This is a genomic window from Pseudomonas sp. GW821-FHT02C04 (assembly GCF_059421845.1).
The window spans coordinates 90580-113410 of record NZ_JBWKVT010000012.1; the positions used below are offsets into that span (position 1 = coordinate 90580).

Here is a 22831-nt window from a genome sequence, read left to right on the forward strand (position 1 = left end):
TCATGAGAAAGACACTCGAAGACAAATGAAAAAAGGGGACAGATTGATTTCCTTCAAAATAAATCTGTCCCCTTTTTCCCCAACACGGCGCCGATGTCGTCGAGGGGTGGCTGAAGAAATAAAATGGCAATACCTGAAAAAAGGGCCTATGTAGGCCCTTTTTTAATATCGAGCAAAGCAATTGCTTACCGCTGAAGATCCTATTGCAGAAACATACGCATTATGGCCTCTCAGCAGCTTTCAACCAATCATTTACACCATTAACGCCAAGTGACAGTAGAGCATCCTGTATTACAACTACGCGCCGCAACATTGAACCGCTATCGTAGTCCTCACGCTCTTCCGCTTCAGCGAAGAGCCGTGTCATGAGCTGGGTCAAGCTATTTTTATGATCATAGAGATGAACGCTTCCAGCACTGACATAAGCAAGATAACTTTCTGTTGCCGCTAAAGCCAGGTCTGGATCACGCTGTACGATAGTGTTCAGCCACTCATGAAATCCGAAGAGACGATGCTGTCTTTTTTCCTCCTCCCTGTTACTTTCATACACTGAAAAAAATCGTTCAACAAACTCTATTGGAATCGAGATCGCTTCGATTCTATCGTCGAAAATATGAGCCATTTGCTCGGCAACAGATAAGGCGTGAGCGCCACCTACATTTAATCCAAGGCTGATACCGGTTAGGCACTGCGCACGGTTCTTTCGAATATTTTCGTGATACGTCCAAACGGTTGCCGCACCCCGCCAAGCGTCTGTACTGTCCAGCGCACTCAAGTCCTCAACAAACTCAGAAATATTTATATGATTAGTCATTGTAGCTAGCGCGGAAATACGACCCCATACCTCTAATTCCTCACCTCCCCCCTCGTCACAAAGGCGAGCGAGCACGGGCATGACAACTTCGAAATTATTGTGATAGGCATAATAAAGGCACGGTTCGGCAATTTTCCAAAGTTCATTCCCACCTTGAATGGCGAGATCAAACATTTCCCATCCCAAATCGAAATACACGCTTTGCAAATATGGTAAGCGTCGCAGGATCATGGCGCGGATCGCAGGTTGATTATCACAGGCAAAACGTTTAAGCGTGGATATTAAGGAATCCGGAAGTTCATAATTACGCTCTCCAAAATTATTGGCCAATATCATTAAGGCATCGGCGACGTCTCCCTTTGCCATATTAATACCTAATTCAATCAAGCCTACAGAGTCCCCCTCAATTGGGTCAGCCTCATAAAGCTCCAAAAACTCTTCGGCCAAAGATACAAGCCGTACCGCTTCTTGCGGGCTGTCTATAACGTAGGCACAAGCTTCAAGCGCTTTGGCTGTAGAGCGTCGATGGCGCCATTCTGTTGGATGTCGTTCTAGTTCATCGAGAATCTGGCATGACAGCAGTTCGGCTTGAGTTTCTTCGATTGGCTGCCAAGTTTCATTTGCTTTCAAGTTTCCATACCGATGTGCCAAGTAGGTGGCAACACCATCCATAATGTCATCGCGGAAAACCTGAGGCATTACACTCCAATTGAGACATAATAAACTTAAAAATCTGGAGGGATGCCGGGAAGAGGCCTCCCGCAACTGCCAACCAACTTCACGCTCCCCGCCGACCAAAAAATCCGAACCTCCCCAATCCGAGTGGCCATGGTAGTGGGATAACAATCTCAATACACCACTATCAGTTGCGTCACAAAAAACTTCGAATGTGAATGGCGGTCGAACCATACCGCCGAACGAGTTAATACTTGGCTGTCTGATCATTGCTCCTTCTTTTTTCTCGTAATGGTCCACTATCGACTGCAACTCACGTGACCGGAGATAGGTAGGAATAGCTATTATTAGCTCAGTTTTCGCCCTCAGCACCCATAGCGTTGACATCTCTGAATCGTGTTCTTTCCAGAGACCAAGGATATTAGCCGTTACAAGGTCTTGCACACAGATGTCTAGCAGAATAAATGCCGTATTAATTAGAGACCCCAATTCGTAAGACAGCTCAAACTCCAGCATATTTTGATCACACAACATCCTGCCGATCAGAGGAAGATTGGTTGATGGAGATGCAGTGCAAGCAAGAATGGCAAAATAAAGTAACGCGCCTTCGTGGTTGAAACAAAGCCGCTCTCTATTAGTATTCCACCATTCGGAATTGTTTTCCGCGTGATGCATAACTGATGCTTCAATCGCATCAAAAAGAACATTCAAACTACCCTTATGACTCATATCTCTTCGACTATGCGCATCTTGATATGAGGTTTCGTTTAGAAACCCAGCCCGATAGCCTATACGGGTGTCACCAAAACGTGATGCGCGGACATTGCTCCAGTGCTCGATTGACTCAATCGCCAAATCCAGAAAATTAGTGGAATGCAGCATTCGTGTGCCGATAAAGTTTTTATCTCTGTCCCCAAATTCATGCGCCTGACAACGCAACTTGTTATCCAGCCTGAATTTAAGAGCATCCTCGTCGCTTATGTCACCTGACACATAACGCCAGAGCACTTCATCTTCAACAACACCTGCCTCCACACAATTAGAAATAACCCTGCCGAGAAAACTATATTCCCTCTGCGGCATAGCAAGTAGTCGCTGAAGCAGCGGTACGATGAGCGCCATGTGCTCCGACTTGATTTCGGATAAATAAACTCCTAGTCGCTCCGCAATTTCAGTGCTGTCGAGCCAGCTTATAGACAATATTTCCATCCAGAAAGTCAACACGCCCGAGCATTCAACATTGCTCCATTGTGCAACGCGATGAGCATGTACTTTCAATCCTTCCGCATCCTGCGCGACTCGCAAAGCGGGTACTAAGTGCTCGATCCAAAAATGATGCCATTCAACTGCACTGGCCAAACCATAAATCACCTGAAAGACATCCCGGTGCCTGTCCCGCAAGTCGCGTATTAGTGGCCAATCCTCCTCATGCGGTAACTGCTCAGCAAAAGACTCTGCTACCAGGCGTCTGATATGAAACGCTCCAGAGCCCATCAACACCGACCTGAGTTGTTTTCTAAATTCCCGGCGCTCACCCAATACTAACTGTGCGACAAAACTGCGTATGCTAGGCCTTACAAAAGGAACGGGCGGTAAACTTTGTATAAACTCATTCAGGGTGACACCACTACGTAATGCACCACTAATTACTAGGACATCCAATAAAGTTTGATGCCCAAATGTTAATTTTCCGTCCTGCGTTTCTTGCAGCACGTTAAGGCTACAAAGTTTACGCTGAATTTCTTGAGAGGCCGCGAATCGCTGGTGGGGAACCACTAAGCTTCTAGCTTTCAGCATTTCTGATGCGAGAGCTTCAATTGCTTGTACAGCCACGTCTCCCAATTCATTGTTGGAGCGCACAACCGTATCGAGATAACGCTGCCCCAAAGCTTGGCTGGTTACAACATTGAAACTTCCGTCACGCTGGGCTAACTCGACGAATAATGCGAGCTCGCGGGGATTCCGTATCAAATGGCGAGTACTAGCATCAATAGTATCAGTCGAAATTCCCAATGCTTCAAGTAACGGGACAATCTCGCTCGACCAATCTAGAGGATTGCACCTCAACTCACACGCCCATTTTCGCTCAGCAATCCTTCTATCATAGCGTCTATCAAACTCGCGACAGGCAGTGATTACTGTGATATTAGGAATCAATAAAAGACGGTCTATTTGTGCTAAGAAGTATTGAAGCACTCGATGATCGCGTGCAATGGACAATACGTCCAAAGAATCAATTAGTACAATTACCTGTGCTTCTTCAGCTAATCTGGCAGCTTTCTCAACCCATAAAACAGACAAACCCTGCGCTGCACGATCCTCTGATGCTGCCAGATCTGCGAATTCACGGGACTGGATAAAGAGTGGCACAATATCAGGGTTAGTTTGTGCTCTTTTTTCTAGCGCCTCCTGCAACTCCAGCATGACACAGGATTTCCCTGATCCTGGAAGACCTGTTAGCAAAATTGATCTTTTTTGAGCATCAATAGAGACAAGAAGCTCATCCAACACCCCATTACTGAGACGGTGGCCAGCGATGTCTCGTCGCCAAGATCGGCCGATTGCCGAAGTGCTTGAGAACGAATGGCGTATATCGACTAGGTTCATTGGTGGAACCAGAAGTGCTCCCGCCTTTTGGAGAATGTTTTTCAGGTCACCTTTGGTCAAGCGATCCTGGATTGCAGCAGAGGAATTAATACCAACAAAACGTGCACCCAGTTTGTCGAGGCTTGTCCAAAGTGCCGCAAATGCTGAGTCAGGATTGCTCACCATACTGCGCAGACGCTCACGCAACAGACCCTCCATACGGTCCAAGTCGTCACTAGTTATAAAATTTGTTCGACGAAGAAACTCAAAGACTGAGAGATTTTTGGAAAATTTCGCAAGCAGCGCCGTTAAACTTGCATCTACAGCTTTAAGCTCTATACCCAAGCTACTTCTGTAACTAGCTTCATTGGACTGAGTCGAACAATGCTCTTTTAATTTTGCCACATCACCAAAGTTACTTCTAGAATAAAACCTGACATACGCGTTCTGATTAGCCGCTACTAATTTAGAGGCTTTCTCCAACTCATCGGAGAGGTCGCTCATCGACCAAGCCTTGAAATCGGTTTGATTTTTTTTGCACTGACAGGCAATCAACGTACCATCAGTTTTACTGATTACGACGTCATCTACGGAATAGGTGGTCGAATCTATTTCAAGCCATTGAAAGTCTTGATCTGACAGTACTGTCAGCGCCCAGTCGAATGCAACCAGGGTCTGGTAGACGTCGCCTCGATTGGAGCGTATGCCTGCAATGCTCATTTGTTCACTCCTGTCATAGGTTGTCTCTTCCTGATTTATCCTTAGCGCTCCAATCATCTTGAGCATGACTTTCGGCTCTGAGGCGCATCACTATGGATTACTAACCGGAAGAAGTGTAGTTACATAACGATCGGGACGTTAAGCATAATTATGTAGCTGTGGGTTCTTCTTGGATTTTGTCCTAGCTTCTTGAGGCTCTGCTCTGACGGCTAGCAAAATCCTGTGGTGAAAGCCGAAATGTGTTACACCAGCATGCGTTGTTACACCAGCATGCGTTGTTACACCACACGCAGGACGAACCGAACATTACGTGCAACGGTTATTTATGGCTTATTTTCAATAAGTTAGGCCAGCTCGCTACATCTGTAACACGAGTTACACTTCCTTTAATAGGTATTCGCCCCCACTCCCCGTAAGCAATGGGAGCCATCAGCGAATGCACCCCGACCGCGAAGGGGACTCCTGAGCAGATAACATCCCCACGGGGTCGGAAACCCGCCGGACCTTGTTAGCGGAAAGGAGCTCAACTTAGTGAACAGGTGAACCGGGTGAACAGGTGAACCGGGTGAACACGCAGTTCACCTGTGCATCTGCACAGATGTTGGGAGGTCGCCGGGGACCCTGGGCATTTCTGAATGACACGGGCACAAAACCCGCGTGATCTTGGTAGTGGGTGATTTTTTTGCATTGGTTGACTTGGTGGACGGCCCGAGACGTGCAGGATCATCGACACAAAAGACCATCGTTACCAATGCGGTAATAATGGTCTTTTTTCAACCAAATCCTTTCGATTTCAATGACTGAAATTTCAGTAAGCTGGGGGCTTACCACAACCAAAATCCCGCGGGTTTCCGACCCCGTGTGAACGCAAAGCACCCAGGGTCCCCCCGCACTTTAGGACGGTAGACCGTCAGGACTTTCAAAAGCTGCATGGACAGCCTCAATGGGAAGCAGTAGTGTCGAATTCGAGCTGCTGAGCCAGTCCTTTTTGCTGTGGGCACTATGCACGGACGCTAATAGACGTGCTGATCCACATGCCGGTTAGCACTACCTACACAGACAACGGGTGACCAACTATGAGTGGCGTATCGTATTTCTATATCTACAAAGACACGGCTGCTGAATGGCGCTGGAGGTTCACCGCAAAGAATGGCAAAACCATTGCGGTCAGCTCCGAGGGATACAACAACCTTGTCGATTGCGAGCATGCGGTCAGCTTAATGAAAACGGAGTCGTCGACTGCTCCTGTAATCGGCGATGACGATTACGACAGGCTAAGAAAATAGGCTCCCAGCGTGTAAAAGATATAGCGGTCGACCTCGTAGGATATTTTGGTTGTGTATCCCTACGTGTATCCCGAGGTTTCAACCATCGGCCTCAGCCAGTAAAAGCTGGCACTTAACAGCCGAGTTCAAACGCCCCCGGCCCACCAACTCTCAACGACAAGGCCCGCCAAGTGCGGGCCTTGTCGCATCTGGGGATTTTTATCCGGAGAGCCCATGCGCCAGGCACTGCTGATCATCGACGTACAACCCTGCTTTTCCCCGCCGCCATGGCTGGTCGAAGGCATCCGCTCGCTCATCGGCATAATGCCCAGCGTCGCCACGGTCGAACGTCACGACGAAAGCCGCACCCCTTTCCAGCGCCAGCTCGGCTGGCACCCTGCGCCGGACGATGACAGCCTGATCGAGGCGGATCGCATTTTCATCAAACACGGTTATGCGCCGTCGCCGGACACGATCGATTATCTGAAAGGCCTGAATCTGGATCGCGTGCTGGTCTGAGGTCTGCAGACTGAGACTTGCTGCCTCGCTGCCGGATTTGCGCTGTTTGATGCAGGGTTGCAGCCGACGTTGCTGACCGATCTCACCGTGGGTTCTTCGCTGGATCGTTCGGGTGGATTGGGCGTGAAGTTATGGGTGCATCACTTCGGGCACACGCTGACGTCGGAAGAACTTCGATCCAGTCTGCACACATCCTAGGAAATTTCCCTCAACACGCGTCGACTTTCATGAACTGGTGCCCTCCGTTTCACACGGTTACCCTCCGGACTTCGCTGCACTCAGGTGAACGGCACAGACCCGCCGAAGCGCAAGGATCACCCATCACATGGAGCCCGGTCATGAAAAAAGACCCCCCGAATCCTGTCGAGAGCCCGACGATTACCGATCGATCAGACACTGTCGTTCGCACGGACAACACTAGCAGACGCAGTTCCCAGCTCGTTCCGGTCAACCAGATCTTCAGCGTGCGGCCTGATGTCGACTTGCTCACCTTGTTGACCCACGCCAGCCAGAACCTCGCCTCGCTCAACGCCATTGCGCAGGATTTCATCCACCGCCCGGATGAAGCACAGCGCGCCCGGGCAGTCGCGATGCATCAGTTGGCCGGGTTGGCGGAGATGCTGGTCGACAGCGCCTTGAGCAAGCTTGCCCCGCAGCACTTGTCCGCCGAATCGATGCCAATTCGCTGTCACTGAAATCTAAACTCTGACGCATCAACCCACGATAAACGCTTGCTGCCCTGTTCTGTTGCAGCCTTGCTCGGGGGTGAGTCGGGACATGAATTTTTCTTCACAGCTCCCTTTCCACCAAAGCTGTACAGTCCGCTCGCTCATTCAAGAAACTACGGTTCGCCCGCTCTCCTGCGGGCTTTTTTTTGCCCGGGATTTGGCGGTGAAGCGATACACATACGTGTCCTGAACACCGTGTTGCTCCGAATGCCGGGCCTGTAGACGAACCCTGATCAACAAGAACCCTGCAGCAGCGGCCAAGTGCTGACTGCGCAGGTTGGCGGAAGACGTGGTCAGGTAAAACGTGGCCTCGGGAAATCGACCCAGCACTTGAGTCAGCGCGGCGCGCAGATAACCCTTTCCCGAATGTTCGCTGTTAGCCCAATAACCAACAACGTAACGATGACGCCCCCGCGGTTTCAAGCCGATGCAACCGATGATCGCCGTCCCGTCGGCAGCAACGACGAAAAACCTGCGCTCGCCGGTTTCGCTGTCGAACTCATCACGAGCCTTGTGCAAGAACTCCAGCGCCTGTTCCTCGGTCGTGTGCGCACGGGCCCAGGGCAAAAACTCCGAATGCTCCGGGTAACTGACGTTCAACGCTCGCTGAAACGCAAGGTACAACGCCGGATCCGGGGATCTGACGAGCAGTGACTCGCCCCCCGCCATTAACGCAAACTCCATCGCATCCTCCTTGAAAACGCCTTCGTGCACGACAAGCCAATACCTGACTGTGCGGCGAACGGCGCAAATTTATAGAACGAATCAAACCACCCGCGATTTGTAATTTCCTGCCTGCCGGGCAATTCTGTTGATCAATCCCGAGACCCGGAGCGTCCGATGCCGCTGTTGACCCTGCCCTGCCAACGCCAGACGCTCGCGGTACTCGACCCGGATCAGGCGCCCCTGGAAAGCGATTTCTACCAACGCAACCTGCGCCATCTCGCCCCGTGGTCACCGATTCGCACCACCGACTACTTCTCCACCGAACAGATTCGCCGACGCCTTGAAGTGCAAGCCAGCGCTTTCGATGCCGGGCTGGCCGTGCACCTCGCACTGCTGACTCCGGACGGTCAGCAAATGATCGGTGCCTGCAACTTCAGCGGGATTATTCGCGGTGCGTTCCAGGCGTGTTATCTGGGTTATCACATCGATGCAGCCCATCAGGGTCAGGGTCTGATGCAGGAGGCGCTGGAGTCCGCCATTGCCTACATGTTCGAGACCCAGAACCTGCACCGGATCATGGCCAACTACATTCCCGGCAATGAACGCAGTGCACGGTTGCTTGAGCGCCTGGGGTTCAAGAAAGAAGGCTACGCAAAGGCCTACCTGAACATTGCCGGACGCTGGCAAGACCATGTGCTGACGGCTCTGGTCAATCCGCAATTCGAAGCACCGGACCAACGCTGGTCCCGTCGCCTTGCATGAGTTTCACAATTTGTTAAGCATTGGCGACGTATGCTCACGCCTCTCGCCCCTTCCGGTTATCTGAAACCTATGTCGTCGCGTGCCGCCACTTCACTGTTCCTGCTTGCCGCCCTGCTGTTTTTCTTCGCGCTGGGTAACCATCAATTGCAAGGCTCCACCGAGGCCCGCGTCGCCGGCATCGCCATGGAGATGCATCTGGACGATGACTGGGTGACGCCCCGTCTGTTCGGCGAACCGTTTCTGGAAAAACCACCGCTGAGCCTGTGGCTGGACGCTGGCGCCATGCGCGTGTTCGGTGTTTCTCCGTGGGCAGTGCGACTGGCATCGGCGGTGGCTGGCCTGCTCAGCGTGATGCTGTTGTACGGCATGTTGCGGCGCTTCGAACGGCCGAAAACGATCGCGTGGACAGCAGGCATTCTGCTGGCGACCATGGCCAGTTACTGGAGCAATGTGCGCGGGGTTGGCGAGGATGCCTTGCTCGCACTCGGCGTGACCACGGCACTGCTGGCGTTTTTCCAGGCGCAACGAGCATCGACGTTCGGCAATTCGCTGCTGTTTGCCGTCGGGATTGCCATCGCCACGCTGAGTAAAGGCGTGCTCGGTCTGGCGATGCCGGGGGTGGTGATTTTCGCTTATCTGCTGGCCGACACCCTGATGGACAAGCACTTCAAACTGACCGACTGGCTGCGGCCGGGATTGCTGACAATCGTCGGGCTGATTCCGCTGCTGATCTGGCTCGCGGTGCTCTATCAGCACGGCGGCGCTCAGGCAGTCAGAGAAGTCTTGCTGACCAACAGCGTCGGGCGTTTCAGCGGATCGTTCGTCGAAGCCGGGCACTATGAGCCGTTTTACTACTACATCGCCAAACTGCCCGAAGCGTTCCTGCCCTGGAATATTCTGGTGTACCTGGGGCTGTGGCACTTCCGCAAACAATTGAAGGCCAATCGTTACCTGCTGTTTTTCAGCCTGTGGATCGTTGCGCAGTTCATCATGCTGACTCTGGCCTCGAGTAAACGCACGGTGTACCTGATGTCGATGACGCCAGCGGCGGCGGTGATCGCGGCGGAATATGCGGGTGTACTGTTCGAGAGGTTGAAGGACCGTAACAGCGGGTTTGTCGGATGGATCGCCCGTCATCGTCAGGCGTTAGCGGCCGGCTTACTGACCGTGGTGATCGCCAGCTATCTCGGCGCGGCGCAATGGGCACTGCCAAACGCGGACAAGGAATTGTCGTTCCTGCCACTGACCGAACATATCCAGAGCCTGCAAGCCAGCGGCCATCAGGTCGCGCTGTTTCAAGCCAACGAACGGGTCGGCGGCGCCAGCGTGTTCTACACCCAGAGTGTCCTCAAGGGGCTGGATACCGATGCGCAATTGAAGGATTTCCTCAGTGCTTCGCCATCGAACATCGCGGTGATGTCGGGGGACAGCGAGCCCGTCGCACCGCTGAAGGTGCTCAAGGTCATGATGGTCGGACGCCAGGCGTACTACTTCGTCGGCTATTGATGCCGTGACGCAAAAACGAAAAACCCGCCGATGATGGCGGGTTTTTCATTTCAGTGGCGACGCTTCAGAGAGAAACCTCAGGCTGTGCACTGAACACCTGTCGCTCACGTTTGCTCAACACCGGCAGTTCCAGACGAGCCCGTCCATAAAACGCCAGAGCCGTCAGCAAACACGCCAGCCACACGAAGATCCCGGCCCAGAACGTGTGGGACATGTAGTGCCAGCCTTGCAGGACGCGTGTGGTGCCGTAGACGAAACCGAGCAACAGCGAGCCCCACAACAAGGCGCTGGAGAAGCGCCACTGATAACGACGCGCGACAAAATACAGCGCCAGCATGGTGAACCCGCCGGACGCATGTCCGCCCGGCCAGCAACGACCGTCACCAGCTTCATGGAACAGCTGGAAATTGCTGTACCACTCGATGTGAGCCATTTTTCCGCCGTACAGCGTCGTCTCGATCGGGCAGTAAACGCTGGTGTGGGCCTTGAGGAAGTGGATCACGCCGGTACACACCGCGAACGCCACCACCACAAACAGAAAATCCCGCCGATGGTCAGCGGCAAAACGCAGCACCGGCGCCACTTTGCTGCGCTCCAGAAACCCGGCGAGGCCCGGGCGCTTCTGCGGATTGACCAACGGCCAGACCACCGACAGCATCGCGCCGATCAGGGCGATTTCAGCGGTCCAGTTCGGAATGATCCGCGCCCACTTGTGGGTCAGCTTTTCAAAGAAGTGAATCTTGTCGAGCGGGAAGGTATTGGTCAGCGGATCGAACAGCAGGTTGCTGAAGGCGATGTCGATGTGAGTCATGTCGAACATCAGGAACACCACCGCCGCACAACACAGCGGGATGCCGAAGTTGTAAGCGTAAAAGCGAGAAGTCATCGGGTGGTCACCGTACGCCAGTCAGAGGCCTCGATGAAGCCGAGCATCTTTGGAGCCGCCAGGCTGGCAGCGGAAACGAACAGCGAAGAACCATAACCGAGGGTCGAGGCCGGGACCTTGAGGTCTTTTTCCAGCTGCGCCATGCATTCGCTGTGGGTGACCAGGATCAGGTTACGCCCCGGGACCTTGTGCGCGAGCGCGTCCTGCAACATACGGCCCTTGCAACTGATCAGCCAGTCTTCGCCGGCCGTCGCCCGGTTGAACATGTAACCGGCGGTCTGCACGGTGCGGGTCATCGGGCTGTTATAGATGTCGGCGTTGTTCAGGCCCAGGCGCTCGAATTGCGCACCGACAGCAACCGCGACACTGCGCGAACGGTCGGTGATGCCGTCATTGCCGCTCAGGCACGGCGCCGGGGAGTGATCGCAGCGCTCGACATGACGCACCAGCACTATCATGTCGCCCTTGGCCCAACCGGTCGCCAACGCCTGTGCGCCGGCCACATTGCCGTGGGCGAGGTCAGGCACCGCCGCCGGGGCGAGCAGCCACAGGGTCAGCGGAATCACCAGTGCCGACACGGCCAGAACAACCCCGGCGTTTCGAAAGCGGGCCAAACCACTCAGATCGATCGAGCGTTTGACGCCGAACAGACTCAGTCTCAATTCCACAAAAATTCGCCTCGCCAGCCTATATCACTGTCATTTGATGCGGCGAAGGTACAGACGCCCCCGTGGGCAGCCAGTGAAAGTCATGTGAAAAAAGTCTTGGGATCCCTTGTTACAAATTCCGTCGGACAAAATCCTTTCAGCTCCAGGATTTGCGGCCGATACAGTCCTGCTAACACCCTTGCTGGCTCAAAAAAACAACAATCTTCCAGCCTAACCGACGATCAAGAAGCACAACGTTTCTGGAGGAATTGTGATGAATAGCTGGTTCGGCAACATCAGCGTGAACCTCAAACTGGGGCTGGGATTCGGTCTCGTCCTGGCCCTGACCTGCATTCTGGCCCTGACGGGCTGGACCAGCCTGGGCGGCCTGATTGACCGCAGCAACTGGATGAGTGACATCACCCAGCTCAACTCTGGCCTGACCAAGCTGCGCGTGGTGCGCCTGCAATACATGCTGACCAACGGCGACGAAACCGCCGCGCAGAACGTGCAGACCACCCTCGACGGTTTCGCTGCGCAACAGCAAGCGTTGATCGGCAAATTCAAGAGCCCGGAAAACGTCAAGTTGCTCAAGGCGCAGGCGGCGACCATCGCCGAATACCAGACGTCCCTGAACAAGATGCGCAACGCCTACCGCACCGGCAACACGGCGCGCGACACCATGAGCGTCAATGCCGAGACCGCGTACGACCTGATCGAATCGATCAGCACCCGCGTCCAGCAGATGGCCATGAGTGAACAGCGTTTCGAGCAGTTCCAGGCCATTACCGCCGCCAAGGAAGCCTTCATCCTGGCGCGCTACGAAGTGCGCGGCTACACCGCCACCACCAACGCCGAGACCGAGCAGAAAGCCGTCGGTCAGCTGGACGTGGCCATCGCCAGCCTCAAGCAACTGAACGCGCATTTCGCCGACACCCAGCAAGACGCCCTGCGTCAGCTGGAAACCGCCCTGACCAACTACCGCAGCGCGTTGCAGGCTTACAAGAACGCCAACACCGATGCGGTGCAGGCACGCAAGGAAATGACCGATCAGGGCGCCACCATCGTGACCCTGAGCGAGCAGATGTATCAGATCCAGCTCGACCGTCGTGACATGGAAAGCGCTCAGGCCCGCACCCTGCAACTGATCAGCACCCTGCTGGCCTTGCTGGTCGGCGTCATCGCTGCCTTCATCATCACCCGCCAGATCACCCGTCCGTTGCAGGAAACCATGGCCGTGGTCGACCGCATCGCCAGCGGCGACCTGAGCCACAACGTGATCGTCACCCGCCGCGATGAACTCGGCGTGCTGCAACAAGGCATCGCGCGCATGGGCGTGACCCTGCGTGACCTGATCAGCGGCATCCGCGACGGCGTGACCCAGATCGCCAGCGCTGCCGAAGAGCTGTCGGCCGTCACCGAGCAAACCAGCGCCGGCGTCAACAGCCAGAAGATCGAGACCGATCAGGTGGCCACCGCCATGCACGAGATGACTGCCACCGTGCAGGAAGTCGCGCGCAACGCCGAAGAAGCCTCGCAAGCCGCGGCCGCCGCTGACGGCGAAGCCCGCGAGGGTGACAAAGTGGTTAACGAAGCCATCGCCCAGATCGAGCGTCTGGCCAGCGAAGTGGTGCGTTCCACCGAAGCCATGAGCGTGCTGCAACAGGAAAGCGACAAGATTGGCAGCGTCATGGACGTGATCAAGGCCGTGGCCGAGCAGACCAACCTGCTGGCCCTCAACGCCGCCATCGAAGCCGCCCGTGCCGGTGAGGCCGGTCGCGGTTTTGCCGTGGTTGCCGACGAAGTCCGTGGCCTGGCCCAGCGCACGCAGAAATCCACCGAGGAAATCGAAGGCCTGGTAGCCGGTCTGCAAAACGGCACTCAGCAAGTCTCGGCCGTGATGAACAACAGCCGCGCCCTGACCGACAGCAGCGTCGCCCTGACCCGCAAGGCCGGCTCATCCCTGGAAAACATCACCCGCACGGTGTCGAACATCCAGTCGATGAACCAGCAGATCGCCGCTGCCGCCGAACAGCAAAGCGCCGTGGCCGAAGAAATCAGCCGCAGCATCATCAACGTCCGTGACGTGTCGGAGCAGACTGCTGCGGCGAGTGATGAGACGGCTAAATCCAGTGTTGAACTGGCGCGGTTGGGTGGGCAGTTGCAGCAGATGGTTAGCCATTTCCGCGTTTGATGTTTAGCGTCGAATAGCAACGCATAACAAAAAGCCCGCGTCCGAAATGATTCATCATCACTTCGGACGCGGGCTTTTTTGAGCATTAAAAACGACTACGCCATCTCTCCGGTCACCCAAGGGTTGATCACCTCGACCCCGCTGAACTCAAAGTCCTTCACATTGCGAGTAGCAATCGGCACTCCATGAGTTCGACAGATGGCTGCTATCTGCGCATCTGCCATCGATGCGGCTCGTCCCCTTGATTCGCAATCTGCAACCAGTGTCGCGTACTCGACAGCGGCATGCGCATCAAAGGGCAATATGCGTCCGGCAAAGTCCTCTTCGAACATCGCCATGGCAAGAGCTTCAAGATTTTGTTTGCGCTTTCCCGAGGGAAGCCGTGCGATTCCGTGAAGTATTTCTGCCACCGTTATCGCGCTGATTGCCAAATCCATCGCGGGTTGTGCATCAACCCAGGCAAGCACCCGGGTCTCAGGTTCGACGCGCATAAACTCTGAAAGAACGTTGGTATCGAGCACTATCATTCAGAAAAATCCACCCCGGCAGCTTTCTCTGAACGGTCGGGCAGATCAAGGTCCACTCCGCCTACGGCACTGAACCTATTGCGTATCCGGCTTCCAAGACCTCCGGTGCGATCGACTGTTGCCAAGGCCCGGCCGAGTATCAGACGAGCCTCTTCTTCCATGGAGTGTCCGTTGTGAGCGGCGGTGATCCGCAATTGCTCCTTGAGCTTTTCATCAAGGTTTCGAATGGTGATGCTGGCCATGACGCCTCCTGCAATCAATGAAATCATTGATTGCAGGCTAGCACACTGGATCTTGCTGAAACTTGAAAAACTGCTGAACGGCCGATTTACCTGTTCAGCGCGTCCCCCGCTGCCGCAACGCCGACGGCATGAAATACGAATCCTCCGGCACCGGTTGCGAGAAGTCGACGGTGGAGGCCTCTTCGTTATCCAGGTTTTGCACGTAATAACGACGCGCCTGCAAGTCGTGGAACACGTCTAGTGCGCTCCAGGTGGTGGGCAGGTCGTAGAAGTTTTTCAGGTAGGCCATCGATACGCGCCACAACTCCCCTCGCCCGTCGTATTGATCCACCAGGGCGGCGCCCCAGCTGTCTTCGTCGAGGAACAGCACGCGTTTGGAATAGATATGTCGTGCGCCTGGTTTGAGTGTGCCTTCCACCACCCAGACCCGGTGCAGCTCGTAGCGGGTGTATTGCGGGTTGAGGTGGCCGGGGGTGAGCAGTTGGGCGTATTTCACGTCGGGGCTGCCGACTTTGTAGTTGTTGTAGGGAATGTAGATTTCCTGCTTGCCCTTGAGCTTCCAGTCGAAGCGGTCGGGGGAGCCGTTGAACAGGTCGGTGTCGTCTGCGGTGCGCAGGCCATCGGATGAGGCGATCGGCGTGTCGTAGGCGAGGTTCGGCGCGCGGCGGACGCGGCGTTGGCCGGCGTCGTAGATCCAGGCCTGGCGGGCGTCCTTGAGCTGGTCCAGTGTCTCGTGCACCAACGCTGCGCCACCGGCGAGGCGTGCCGGGCTTTTCACGAAGGCGAGGTAGTAGAACAGGATGTTTTTCAGGTCGGCGAACTGGCCGCCCGGGCGGTAGTAGTTGAAGAAGCCTTCCTGCTGCGAGGTCACCAGCGCGAAGCTGCCGTTGCGTTGCACCGGTGCTTCGGAAGCGCGACGGACGACGTAAATGCCGCGATAGCGAGTGATGTGATTCCACAGCACTTCGACCCCATCCTTCGGCACCGGGAACGGCACGCCGCCATAGGCATCGGCGAATCCGCTGCCGCCCTCCAGCAGTTTGGCCGAGGTCGCATTCTTCAGGGTGTTGTCATACAGCCATTGCGGCGCCGAGCCGGATCGGCGCGAAGGATAGACCGGCATCTGGAAGGTGTCGGGGTAGCTGTTGAACAAGGCGATCTGACCCGGTGTGAGATGCGCCTTGTACTGGTCGAGATTGGCCTTGGTGATGGTGAACAGCGGTTTGTCCGCCGCGTACGGATCGAGGTGATGTTGACCGGGTTTGTATCCGGCCGGTGCCTGGGTGATGCCGCCGGTCCAGGCCGGAATGGTGCCGGCAGCATTGCCGGCGCGCTCGGCGCCCATGGGGGTGAGCGAGGTTTTCAGTTGCTCGGCTTGCTGGGGCGAGATGGCGGCCAGTGCGCTTGCGGCGGTGAGGCTCAAAAGCAACGCCAGTGTGGTCTTGGTCAGTCGTGATGCAGGAAACATGTTCGTTCTCCGAATTCAAAAACCTGTGGGCTCACAAGAAATACTTGAGGTTGAAACCGACGTTGTCGCGGTCGCGAATGCCGTTGTTCTGCCCGCCGCCCCAGAACTCGGTGTACTGCAGTTCGGCTTCGAGCTTGTTCTGGTAGTTGGCCTTGACCCCCAGCGTGTAGGCCTTGCGACCCTCGATGGCATTGCCGGCCTGGTAGCTGTTGCCCTTGAAATCGTCCTTGTAGACGACGTAAGGCGAGACGTTGATCCCGGCGTACACGTCGTTCCAGGTGCCGTTGAACATCACCGTGTAGCTGTAAGAATTGCGATTGACCTGATCGTCGCGATCACCGCCGGACACGTACGAAGTGTTGCCGGTGCCGGCGTAGTAACGGGTGCTGCCGTCGTAGGCGGTGTATTGCAGGCTGCTGCCGCGCAGGTGCTCGGAGGCCAGTTCGAAGATGCCGAACATCGAGTCGAACGACAGCGTCGGGCCGAAGTTGTAGATGCTGCCCAGCGAAGTGTTGAACGCTTCCACCCGCTCGGCGTTGTTGATCTGGCTGTCGAGGGTGACCATTTGCCCGCCGACATTGATGGTCTTGCCGGACACCGCTGCGGCAGCCCCGTTGGCCAGATCGCCGATCAGGTCGTTGGTGGCCGCGACGCCGATGGGCAGGTTCGGCCGATAGGCCAGTTCACCGAATACCGAGGCATTGCCCAGCGTGGTGTTGAAGCTGAAACCGTACATGCGGATGTCTTCGGCATAACGCCGATGGGCCTGAATGTTGCCCATCACATCGGCAGTCGCCAGACCGTTGGCGAGAGCCCCGGCCTGACTGCCGGCAACGCTGGAGAGCATGTTGGTCAGGGCATTCATGTCGATGCCCTTGTAACTGCCCAGGTCAGCGGCGATGGTCGGCTCCTTGGCGTGGTAGTTGACCATGTACAGGCCGAATTCGGTGCTGTTGAGCTCTTCGGCGATGTAGCGAAAGGCAAAACCGAACTGGCCGTCATTGCGCGCGTTGTAGTCCTTGCCGATCGACGCCACCTTGAGGGTGTTGCCATAAGCAGGGGTCACGCCATTGGCGTAGAGACCGGTGGACTTCAGCGCCGGGCCGAGCAACGGGTTGTTGCCCAGTGCGCTGTATAGACCGATGACATTGCCAAACCCCGGCACCGGCGTATCAAGTGCGGTGCCGCTGAAGTTGTTGTAAGCGGTGTTGCCGCCGTCGGCGAACAGGTCGGTCTGCGAGTAGAACGTGCCGACCGGATCGATGCGGGTTTCTTTCCAGTTGGTCTGGTAGAAGCTCTCCATCGTCAGGCTGTCGGTCAGGCCGATGTTGAAGCTGACCGCCTCCACCGGCATCAGCACTTCCTTGACCTCGGCGCCGGGCAAGCGGTACTTGGCGGCGTCCACCGGGTTGGTGGTGTTGATCCCGCCGCGATAGAAAATCCCCTCGCCCCAGTTGAACACCTGACGCCCCACTCGCGCGGTGACCGGCATTTGCGCAACGTCCCAGCTGCCATGGACGTAGGCGTCGAGCATCTCGATCCGGCTGCCGGCGATGTCGCGGGTCTGGCTGGTGAAACGATCGTCCTGGGGATAACTCTGGCTCGGCTGCGACGGGCTGTTGTTGTGGTAGTAGTCGTTGCGCTTGTCCATCAACTGGGTGTCGTAGAACGCGGTGCCGCGCAGGAACATGCCGTAGTTCTGGTAGTTGGCCTCCAGCTCCGAGGTGATCTTGTACACCTCGGAAACCAGCCCGGTGTCGAAGTTGCGATTGCCGTCGTTGGTGTTGACGTCATCGTTATTCTTGTCCCGGCCCTGGACCCGCCACAGGCGACCGTAGGACAAGGTCGTGTCGAGCGAGCCGGTGACCTGATTGTCCAGCACGCTGAACTCGGCGGCCTGCACCGCGTCGACTGCGCAGAGTTGCAGCAGCCCTGCCAAACCGACACCGGGGAGCGCTACGCCAGACAGGCGCAATCGAGTGTTGATCATCTGTTCCTCCTTCCCTGTTCTTATTGTTGTGTGTTGCCGCGATGCTTATGGCGCCAGCCCCGCGCTGACATAAATCCGACTGTGGGCGCCGAAATGGCCTAGCAATATGAGTAATTGCCGATTGAGTTCCGGGTGCTCGAAGGTCTCGCGCTGCAACTGATTGCCCGCGCTGAAATCGCTGGTGACCGGCGCCGTTTCCAGCCACTGGCCGATGGCTTCATCGAAGGCGGCAGAGTCGTCGACGGACTCGGCGCTCACCACTTCGCGCAGGTAGTCCACGGAGTACGGCGGGTAATGCGCGTCCCCGACGGCATCGGCGTAAGCGTCGAGCATCGGATGCGGCTGACCGGCGCGCAGCACACGGCGCAGCCAGATCGACTGGTATTTCTCGACCTCCATGTGGCGGGTCGCGACCCGTTCGATGGACGCCTGTTTGTCATCCGCAAAACCGGCCAGCGCCTTGCCCTCCAGCAGCAGAAGGCTCGGCAGTTCGACGCCCGGCAACGGCTTGGCGTGATACGGCTGGGTCAGGTCCTGAACGTGGTGCAGGCCCCAGCCGAGAAAGCGATAACCCCAATAAGAATGACCGCTGGCAAACGCCAGTCGCGCCAGCCCCATATATTGATAGGCGCGCCAGTCCGGCCAGCTGCGTTCGAGAAATCCGGCCGCCGCGTACACCACCGGGCTCTCATGGAAGAAGCCCATGTGGAACGGTGCCTGGGAGCTGTACTGAAAGCGCGCATCGCCAAACGGCTGCGGGCCGAAGCCGTACAACGCGGCGACTTCGCCGGGGTTGTCGCTGAACAGATTGATGTCGTGGCCGTAATCCGGCTCATCGGCGGCGCTCGCCAGTACGGCGAGGGGTGCGACTTTTTCGTGATCGGCCATGCGAATGAAACGCTGGCGATTCCAGGGTGAAAGCGTCTGCTCGACCATGACCTGATCGGCCTGCAGATGTTCACGCTCGGGCAGGTCTTTGCCGGGCAACGGCTGGATGACCATCGCCAGATGAATCTGCGGATTGATCCGCAGCGCGGTGAGGAAATCGTGGCGCAAATTGTCGCTCGGCACGGCGGGCAATTTGAGGTTGTCGGGGCGCGGCGGGTATTGCTTGAAGTGTTCGCGTGCGAAGCGTTCCTGTTGATCGAGCAACGCGACGATTGCCGGGTATTGCTCGGAGAGAAACCGCTCCAGCGGCTCGACTTCAACGGGCGATGCATCGCGCAACGCCGGCAGGTCCTGCAACGCCAGGTAGCTGCCCACCGTATGATTCGACCAGCCCCACGCGGTGGGGGCCATTGCGCAAAGCAGCAGGAGGGAGATCAGCTTCATTGCTTCTGGTTCTTGTTATGTGTGCCGTGGGGATCGAGCCTAACAATCGACCCCGCCTCTGACACTGTCCGATCTCACCAGAAAAGTTCTCCGATAGCGCCACATGCGCTGTTCTTTCAGGCCGGGTAACCGGTGATCTTGCGGATGCTCTGGTACAACGGTTTGAGCTGTCGGTACATGCGCAGATACACGTCCCTGTACAGTCGCTCATAGACCTTTTGCGCCTCGGGCTGCGGCATGAACACCGCGCCCACTCGGGTCATTGCGGCAATTGCCGTGGGAAAATCTGCGTGCAACCCCAGCCCCACCGCACAACAAATCGCCGCGCCCAGACCGGACGCTTCATAGACGTGCGGACGCTCCGCCGGCAGGCCGAAGATGTTCGCCGTCAGTTGCATCGCCGCATCACTTTGCGAGCCACCTCCGGCGACACGCAAACGGGTGACGGAGATCTTCGAGCGCTTCTCGATTTTCTCCATGCCCTGACGCAACGCATAGGCCAGGCCTTCGAGGATGGCCCGGTAGATGTGCGCGCGGGTGTGCACGTCGCCGAAGCCGATCATCGCGCCTTTGGCTTCCACACCCGGCTCACGAATCCCCGGCGACCAGTACGGTTGCAGCATCAACCCCATCGAGCCCGGAGGCACCGCATCGACCAGCGCATCGAACAGTTGCTCAGGCTCGATGCCCTGCTCCTTGGCCTGCTGCATTTCCCGCAGGCCGAACTCGTTCTTGAACCAGCTGACCATCCAGTAGCCGCGATAAATCATCACTTCGCAGTTGTACTGATCCGGCACCGCTGACGGGTACGGCGGAATCAACGGGACGATTTCCAGATAGCGCGAGCGGGTGCTGGTGATCGTCGCGGTGGTGCCGTAGGACAGGCACACCGTGCCCGAGTCTACGACGCCGGAACCGAGCACTTCACAGGCCTTGTCGGCCCCCGCCGCGATCAGCGGAACGCCTTCCGGAATGCCGGTGTGAAGACTCGCTTCGGCGCTGATGTGGCCGAGGGTTTCACCGGGTTTGTGCAAGGTCGGCAGCTGCTCGGGACGCACCGCCAGCGCCTGCCATTTCCAGTCACGCGGCGCCGCCCAGCGCAGGCGTTTGAAGTCGAACGGCAGGTAACCGACGCAACAGCCCACCGAGTCGACGAAGCGCCCGCACAGACGATGCGTGAGAAAACCCGAGAGCAGCAGAAACTTGTCGGTCGCCGCCCACACTTCGGGTTGATGACGGGCGATCCAGTTGGCCTCGGCCTGGGCGCGAAAGTAATCCACTGTGGCCTGCGCGCCGGCCAGTTTGAACAGCCAGCCCCACGGCCCCTTGATCCCGCCTTCGACTTCGCTCTGGCGCTGATCGAGCCAGAGAATCGCCGGGCGCAGCGGCTTGCCTTGGGCATCGACGTTGATCACCGTGCCGCGCTGGGTCGTGAGAGAAACGCCGGCAATCTGCGAGCGATCGATACCGGTTTGCGCCCACACTTGCTGGCAGGCCTCGCCCAGTTTCGCCCAGTAATATTCCGGATCCTGCTCGGCCCAGCCCGGTTGCGTCGAGTAATAGGCCTGCAATTCAACCTTGCCCTTGCCGAGCAGATTGCCCTGCAAATCGAAGAGCAGCGCGCGTACGCTCTGGGTGCCATTGTCGATGGCCAGCAGGTAACGCTTGTTCGGGTGGTTGTCCATGGAGCTCTCTTCGAGGGGCATCACTGCGCGATTTCCGGCAGGCCGTGATGGCGTTGCCATAACGCCTGATAGCGTTGCTGTTCCTGTTGCCAGTGTTCGTCGTCCCAGCCCAGCCGTGGTTGGCAGAGTCGGCGAATGGCCGGGAAATAATCCGCGCCGCCACGGGGCAGCAACAGGCCCAGACGGGTTCGACGCAGCAGCAGGTCATCCAGATGCAGGACCATTTCCGCTTCGCAGGCGAAGGCCAGCTCGGCCCACGAGGTGTCGGTGGCGCCGACCGTTTCATGGCCCAGTTTGTCGAGCAGTTGCGCCAGCCTCGGCAAGTCCCGGCCATGTCGCCCGGCCAGACGTCTCCACTGGCCGGGGCTGAGCCCGGGGATCGCCAATGGCGGCACGGCGGCAAATACCGGTGCGGCATCGTCATCAAAAGAACGGCCGAGCATGTCGGCACACGCTTTGAGCACTTCGATGGCTTGGGGGCGGAACGTCGTTAGCTTGCCGCCGGCCAACGTGACGCAACCCGGCTCCTGCCACAGCACATGTTCACGGGTTTCGTTCGACGGTTTGTCTTGATGCTCACCCGCCGCACTGCCCACCACCGGGCGCACGCCGGACCAGGTTGAAAGCACATCGGCTGCAACCACTCCAGCGCCGGGAAACTGCTGTCGGCAGGCCGCCAGTAGATAGTCCAGTTCTTCGGCGCTGATGCTCGCGCTCTGATCCAGATTTTCGCGGTGATCGAGGTCGGTGGTGCCGACCACTGTGGCGCCTTCCCAAGGGAAAACGAACACCGGTCGCCGATCCTGCTCGTGCATAAACGTAAAGGCCTGCGCCACCGGCAAGCGCCAGCCCGGCAGCAACAAATGACTGCCGCGCAACGGGCGCAACTGACGCGGCGCCTCGGGCGGACGCAAGCGTTCGGCCCAGGCGCCAGTGGCCACCGCCAGCACACCACAACGCAATTGCAGTGACGTGCCGGCCTCGCAGTCCTCGACCTGAACCCCGCACACCCGCCCGTTTTCACGCAGTACATGTTCGACACGCATGCCGTTGAGTACCACTGCGCCATCGGCCCGCGCTTCGCTCAATACGCGCATCACCAGCCGCGCGTCATCGGTCAGCGCATCGACAAAACAGGTGCCGCCGAGCAGGTCATGTTCTTTCACGCCCGGCGCCAGATAACGCAGTTGCTGCGAGTCATGGAAACGATGGTCGCGCCGCCCGGCCAATGCGTCGTAGATCGACAACAGACCACCCAGCACCCGAGGCCCGGGAAAGCCGCCGCGATAGTGCGGCATCATGAAACTCATCGGCTCCACCAGCCCCGGCGCTTCGTCGAGCAGACGCTGGCGTTCGCGTACCGAATCGCGGGTCAGTCGCCACTGGCCCTTGGCGATATAGCGCAAGCCGCCATGGACCATTTTCGAGGATCGGCTGGACGTGCCCCAGGCAAAATCACGCTGTTCCAGCAGCAGGCAACGCCAGCCACGGCGCGCGGCTTCGCGCAGGATGCCGGCGCCGCTGATGCCGCCGCCGATGACGATCAGGTCCCGGGTTTCACCCGCCAGTGTCGGCAGGACTTGCTGGCGCCATTCGGCGTTCCAGTCCGCGCTCATGAC

16 protein-coding genes and 2 pseudogenes are annotated in these 22831 nt (G+C 57.1%); 7 read left to right on the top strand and 11 right to left on the bottom strand.

Annotated features, from left to right (window positions below; all coding sequences use genetic code 11):
• Positions 1-220: 220 nt before the first annotated feature.
• Positions 221-4861, bottom strand: coding sequence for an AAA family ATPase (locus AC07VV_RS29335; protein WP_495038225.1), 4641 nt, complete (start codon positions 4859-4861; stop codon positions 221-223).
• Positions 4862-5871: 1010 nt separating this feature from the next.
• Between AC07VV_RS29335 and AC07VV_RS29340 the strand changes: the two genes are divergently transcribed.
• The 3 genes and pseudogenes from AC07VV_RS29340 to AC07VV_RS29350 all read left to right on the top strand — a co-directional run bounded on the left by AC07VV_RS29340 (position 5872) and on the right by AC07VV_RS29350 (position 7274).
• A complete protein-coding gene (locus tag AC07VV_RS29340; protein WP_495038226.1) occupies positions 5872-6081 on the top strand; it encodes a YegP family protein in 210 nt (69 codons plus the stop codon).
• A gap of 213 nt (positions 6082-6294) precedes the next feature.
• Positions 6295-6777: pseudogene (locus tag AC07VV_RS29345) on the top strand (isochorismatase family protein).
• A 140-nt stretch (positions 6778-6917) separates the two neighbouring features.
• On the top strand, positions 6918-7274 hold the full coding sequence (locus AC07VV_RS29350) for a DUF6124 family protein (protein WP_495038227.1): 357 nt from the start codon (positions 6918-6920) through the stop codon (positions 7272-7274).
• A 138-nt stretch (positions 7275-7412) separates the two neighbouring features.
• Here the strand turns inward: AC07VV_RS29350 and AC07VV_RS29355 are convergent, their stop codons facing one another.
• Positions 7413-7991 carry a GNAT family N-acetyltransferase gene (locus tag AC07VV_RS29355; RefSeq protein WP_495038228.1) on the bottom strand — a complete coding sequence of 193 codons (579 nt, stop codon included), beginning with the start codon at positions 7989-7991 and terminating at the stop codon, positions 7413-7415.
• A gap of 156 nt (positions 7992-8147) precedes the next feature.
• On the opposite strand from AC07VV_RS29355, the gene rimJ reads away from it, so the two are divergent.
• Positions 8148-8735, top strand: coding sequence for a ribosomal protein S5-alanine N-acetyltransferase (gene rimJ / locus AC07VV_RS29360; protein WP_495038229.1), 588 nt, complete (start codon positions 8148-8150; stop codon positions 8733-8735).
• Between the two features lie 30 nt (positions 8736-8765).
• Positions 8766-10241 carry an ArnT family glycosyltransferase gene (locus tag AC07VV_RS29365; protein WP_495038230.1) on the top strand — a complete coding sequence of 492 codons (1476 nt, stop codon included), beginning with the start codon at positions 8766-8768 and terminating at the stop codon, positions 10239-10241.
• Positions 10242-10305: 64 nt separating this feature from the next.
• Here the strand turns inward: AC07VV_RS29365 and AC07VV_RS29370 are convergent, their stop codons facing one another.
• Together AC07VV_RS29370 and pmrG are read right to left on the bottom strand one after the other, a co-directional pair.
• Entirely contained in the window at positions 10306-11127 is an 822-nt protein-coding gene (locus AC07VV_RS29370; protein ID WP_495038231.1) for a phosphatase PAP2 family protein, read from the bottom strand.
• Positions 11124-11795 carry a lipopolysaccharide core heptose(II)-phosphate phosphatase PmrG gene (pmrG, locus tag AC07VV_RS29375; RefSeq protein ID WP_096818773.1) on the bottom strand — a complete coding sequence of 224 codons (672 nt, stop codon included), beginning with the start codon at positions 11793-11795 and terminating at the stop codon, positions 11124-11126. Before pmrG ends, AC07VV_RS29370 begins: the two co-directional genes overlap by 4 nt.
• A gap of 388 nt (positions 11796-12183) precedes the next feature.
• Here pmrG and AC07VV_RS29380 point away from each other — a divergent pair.
• Both AC07VV_RS29380 and AC07VV_RS29385 read left to right on the top strand, forming a co-directional pair.
• Positions 12184-13110 (top strand): annotated as a pseudogene (locus AC07VV_RS29380) (methyl-accepting chemotaxis protein); the annotation flags it as partial.
• A gap of 144 nt (positions 13111-13254) precedes the next feature.
• Positions 13255-13968: a methyl-accepting chemotaxis protein gene (locus tag AC07VV_RS29385; protein ID WP_415753118.1), complete on the top strand. Its 714-nt coding sequence runs from the start codon at positions 13255-13257 to the stop codon at positions 13966-13968.
• A gap of 95 nt (positions 13969-14063) precedes the next feature.
• Here AC07VV_RS29385 and AC07VV_RS29390 read toward each other — a convergent pair whose 3' ends face one another.
• The 7 genes from AC07VV_RS29390 to AC07VV_RS29420 form a co-directional block, all read right to left on the bottom strand.
• Positions 14064-14495 carry a type II toxin-antitoxin system VapC family toxin gene (locus AC07VV_RS29390; protein ID WP_495038232.1) on the bottom strand — a complete coding sequence of 144 codons (432 nt, stop codon included), beginning with the start codon at positions 14493-14495 and terminating at the stop codon, positions 14064-14066.
• Positions 14492-14737 (bottom strand): FitA-like ribbon-helix-helix domain-containing protein, encoded by a 246-nt coding sequence (locus AC07VV_RS29395; protein WP_495038233.1) that lies wholly within the window; start codon positions 14735-14737, stop codon positions 14492-14494. The genes AC07VV_RS29390 and AC07VV_RS29395 overlap by 4 nt, the downstream gene beginning before the upstream one ends.
• Positions 14738-14831: 94 nt before the next feature.
• A complete protein-coding gene (locus AC07VV_RS29400; RefSeq protein WP_495038234.1) occupies positions 14832-16205 on the bottom strand; it encodes a DUF1329 domain-containing protein in 1374 nt (457 codons plus the stop codon).
• Positions 16206-16236: 31 nt separating this feature from the next.
• Complete coding sequence (locus AC07VV_RS29405; protein WP_495038235.1) at positions 16237-18195, bottom strand: DUF1302 domain-containing protein; 1959 nt, start codon at positions 18193-18195, stop codon at positions 16237-16239.
• 45 nt (positions 18196-18240) lie between these two features.
• Positions 18241-19527, bottom strand: a complete 1287-nt coding sequence (locus AC07VV_RS29410; protein ID WP_495038236.1) for a phospholipase — start codon at positions 19525-19527, stop codon at positions 18241-18243.
• Between the two features lie 116 nt (positions 19528-19643).
• Entirely contained in the window at positions 19644-21212 is a 1569-nt protein-coding gene (locus AC07VV_RS29415) for an FGGY-family carbohydrate kinase (protein WP_495038237.1), read from the bottom strand.
• Between the two features lie 20 nt (positions 21213-21232).
• Positions 21233-22828 (bottom strand): glycerol-3-phosphate dehydrogenase/oxidase, encoded by a 1596-nt coding sequence (locus AC07VV_RS29420; RefSeq protein ID WP_495038238.1) that lies wholly within the window; start codon positions 22826-22828, stop codon positions 21233-21235.
• Positions 22829-22831: the final 3 nt, after the last annotated feature.

Coding starts and splice junctions, on each gene's coding strand:
- AC07VV_RS29365 (WP_495038230.1), top strand. CDS start 8,766: ATGCTCACGCCTCTCGCCCCTTCCGGTTATCTGAAACCTATGTCGTCG.
- AC07VV_RS29350 (WP_495038227.1), top strand. CDS start 6,918: ATGAAAAAAGACCCCCCGAATCCTGTCGAGAGCCCGACGATTACCGAT.
- AC07VV_RS29400 (WP_495038234.1), bottom strand. CDS start 16,205: ATGTTTCCTGCATCACGACTGACCAAGACCACACTGGCGTTGCTTTTG.
- AC07VV_RS29405 (WP_495038235.1), bottom strand. CDS start 18,195: ATGATCAACACTCGATTGCGCCTGTCTGGCGTAGCGCTCCCCGGTGTC.
- AC07VV_RS29390 (WP_495038232.1), bottom strand. CDS start 14,495: ATGATAGTGCTCGATACCAACGTTCTTTCAGAGTTTATGCGCGTCGAA.
- AC07VV_RS29410 (WP_495038236.1), bottom strand. CDS start 19,527: ATGAAGCTGATCTCCCTCCTGCTGCTTTGCGCAATGGCCCCCACCGCG.
- AC07VV_RS29335 (WP_495038225.1), bottom strand. CDS start 4,861: ATGCTCAAGATGATTGGAGCGCTAAGGATAAATCAGGAAGAGACAACC.
- AC07VV_RS29420 (WP_495038238.1), bottom strand. CDS start 22,828: ATGAGCGCGGACTGGAACGCCGAATGGCGCCAGCAAGTCCTGCCGACA.
- AC07VV_RS29355 (WP_495038228.1), bottom strand. CDS start 7,991: ATGGAGTTTGCGTTAATGGCGGGGGGCGAGTCACTGCTCGTCAGATCC.
- AC07VV_RS29395 (WP_495038233.1), bottom strand. CDS start 14,737: ATGGCCAGCATCACCATTCGAAACCTTGATGAAAAGCTCAAGGAGCAA.
- AC07VV_RS29385 (WP_415753118.1), top strand. CDS start 13,255: ATGCACGAGATGACTGCCACCGTGCAGGAAGTCGCGCGCAACGCCGAA.
- AC07VV_RS29415 (WP_495038237.1), bottom strand. CDS start 21,212: ATGGACAACCACCCGAACAAGCGTTACCTGCTGGCCATCGACAATGGC.
- AC07VV_RS29370 (WP_495038231.1), bottom strand. CDS start 11,127: ATGACTTCTCGCTTTTACGCTTACAACTTCGGCATCCCGCTGTGTTGT.
- AC07VV_RS29340 (WP_495038226.1), top strand. CDS start 5,872: ATGAGTGGCGTATCGTATTTCTATATCTACAAAGACACGGCTGCTGAA.
- rimJ (WP_495038229.1), top strand. CDS start 8,148: ATGCCGCTGTTGACCCTGCCCTGCCAACGCCAGACGCTCGCGGTACTC.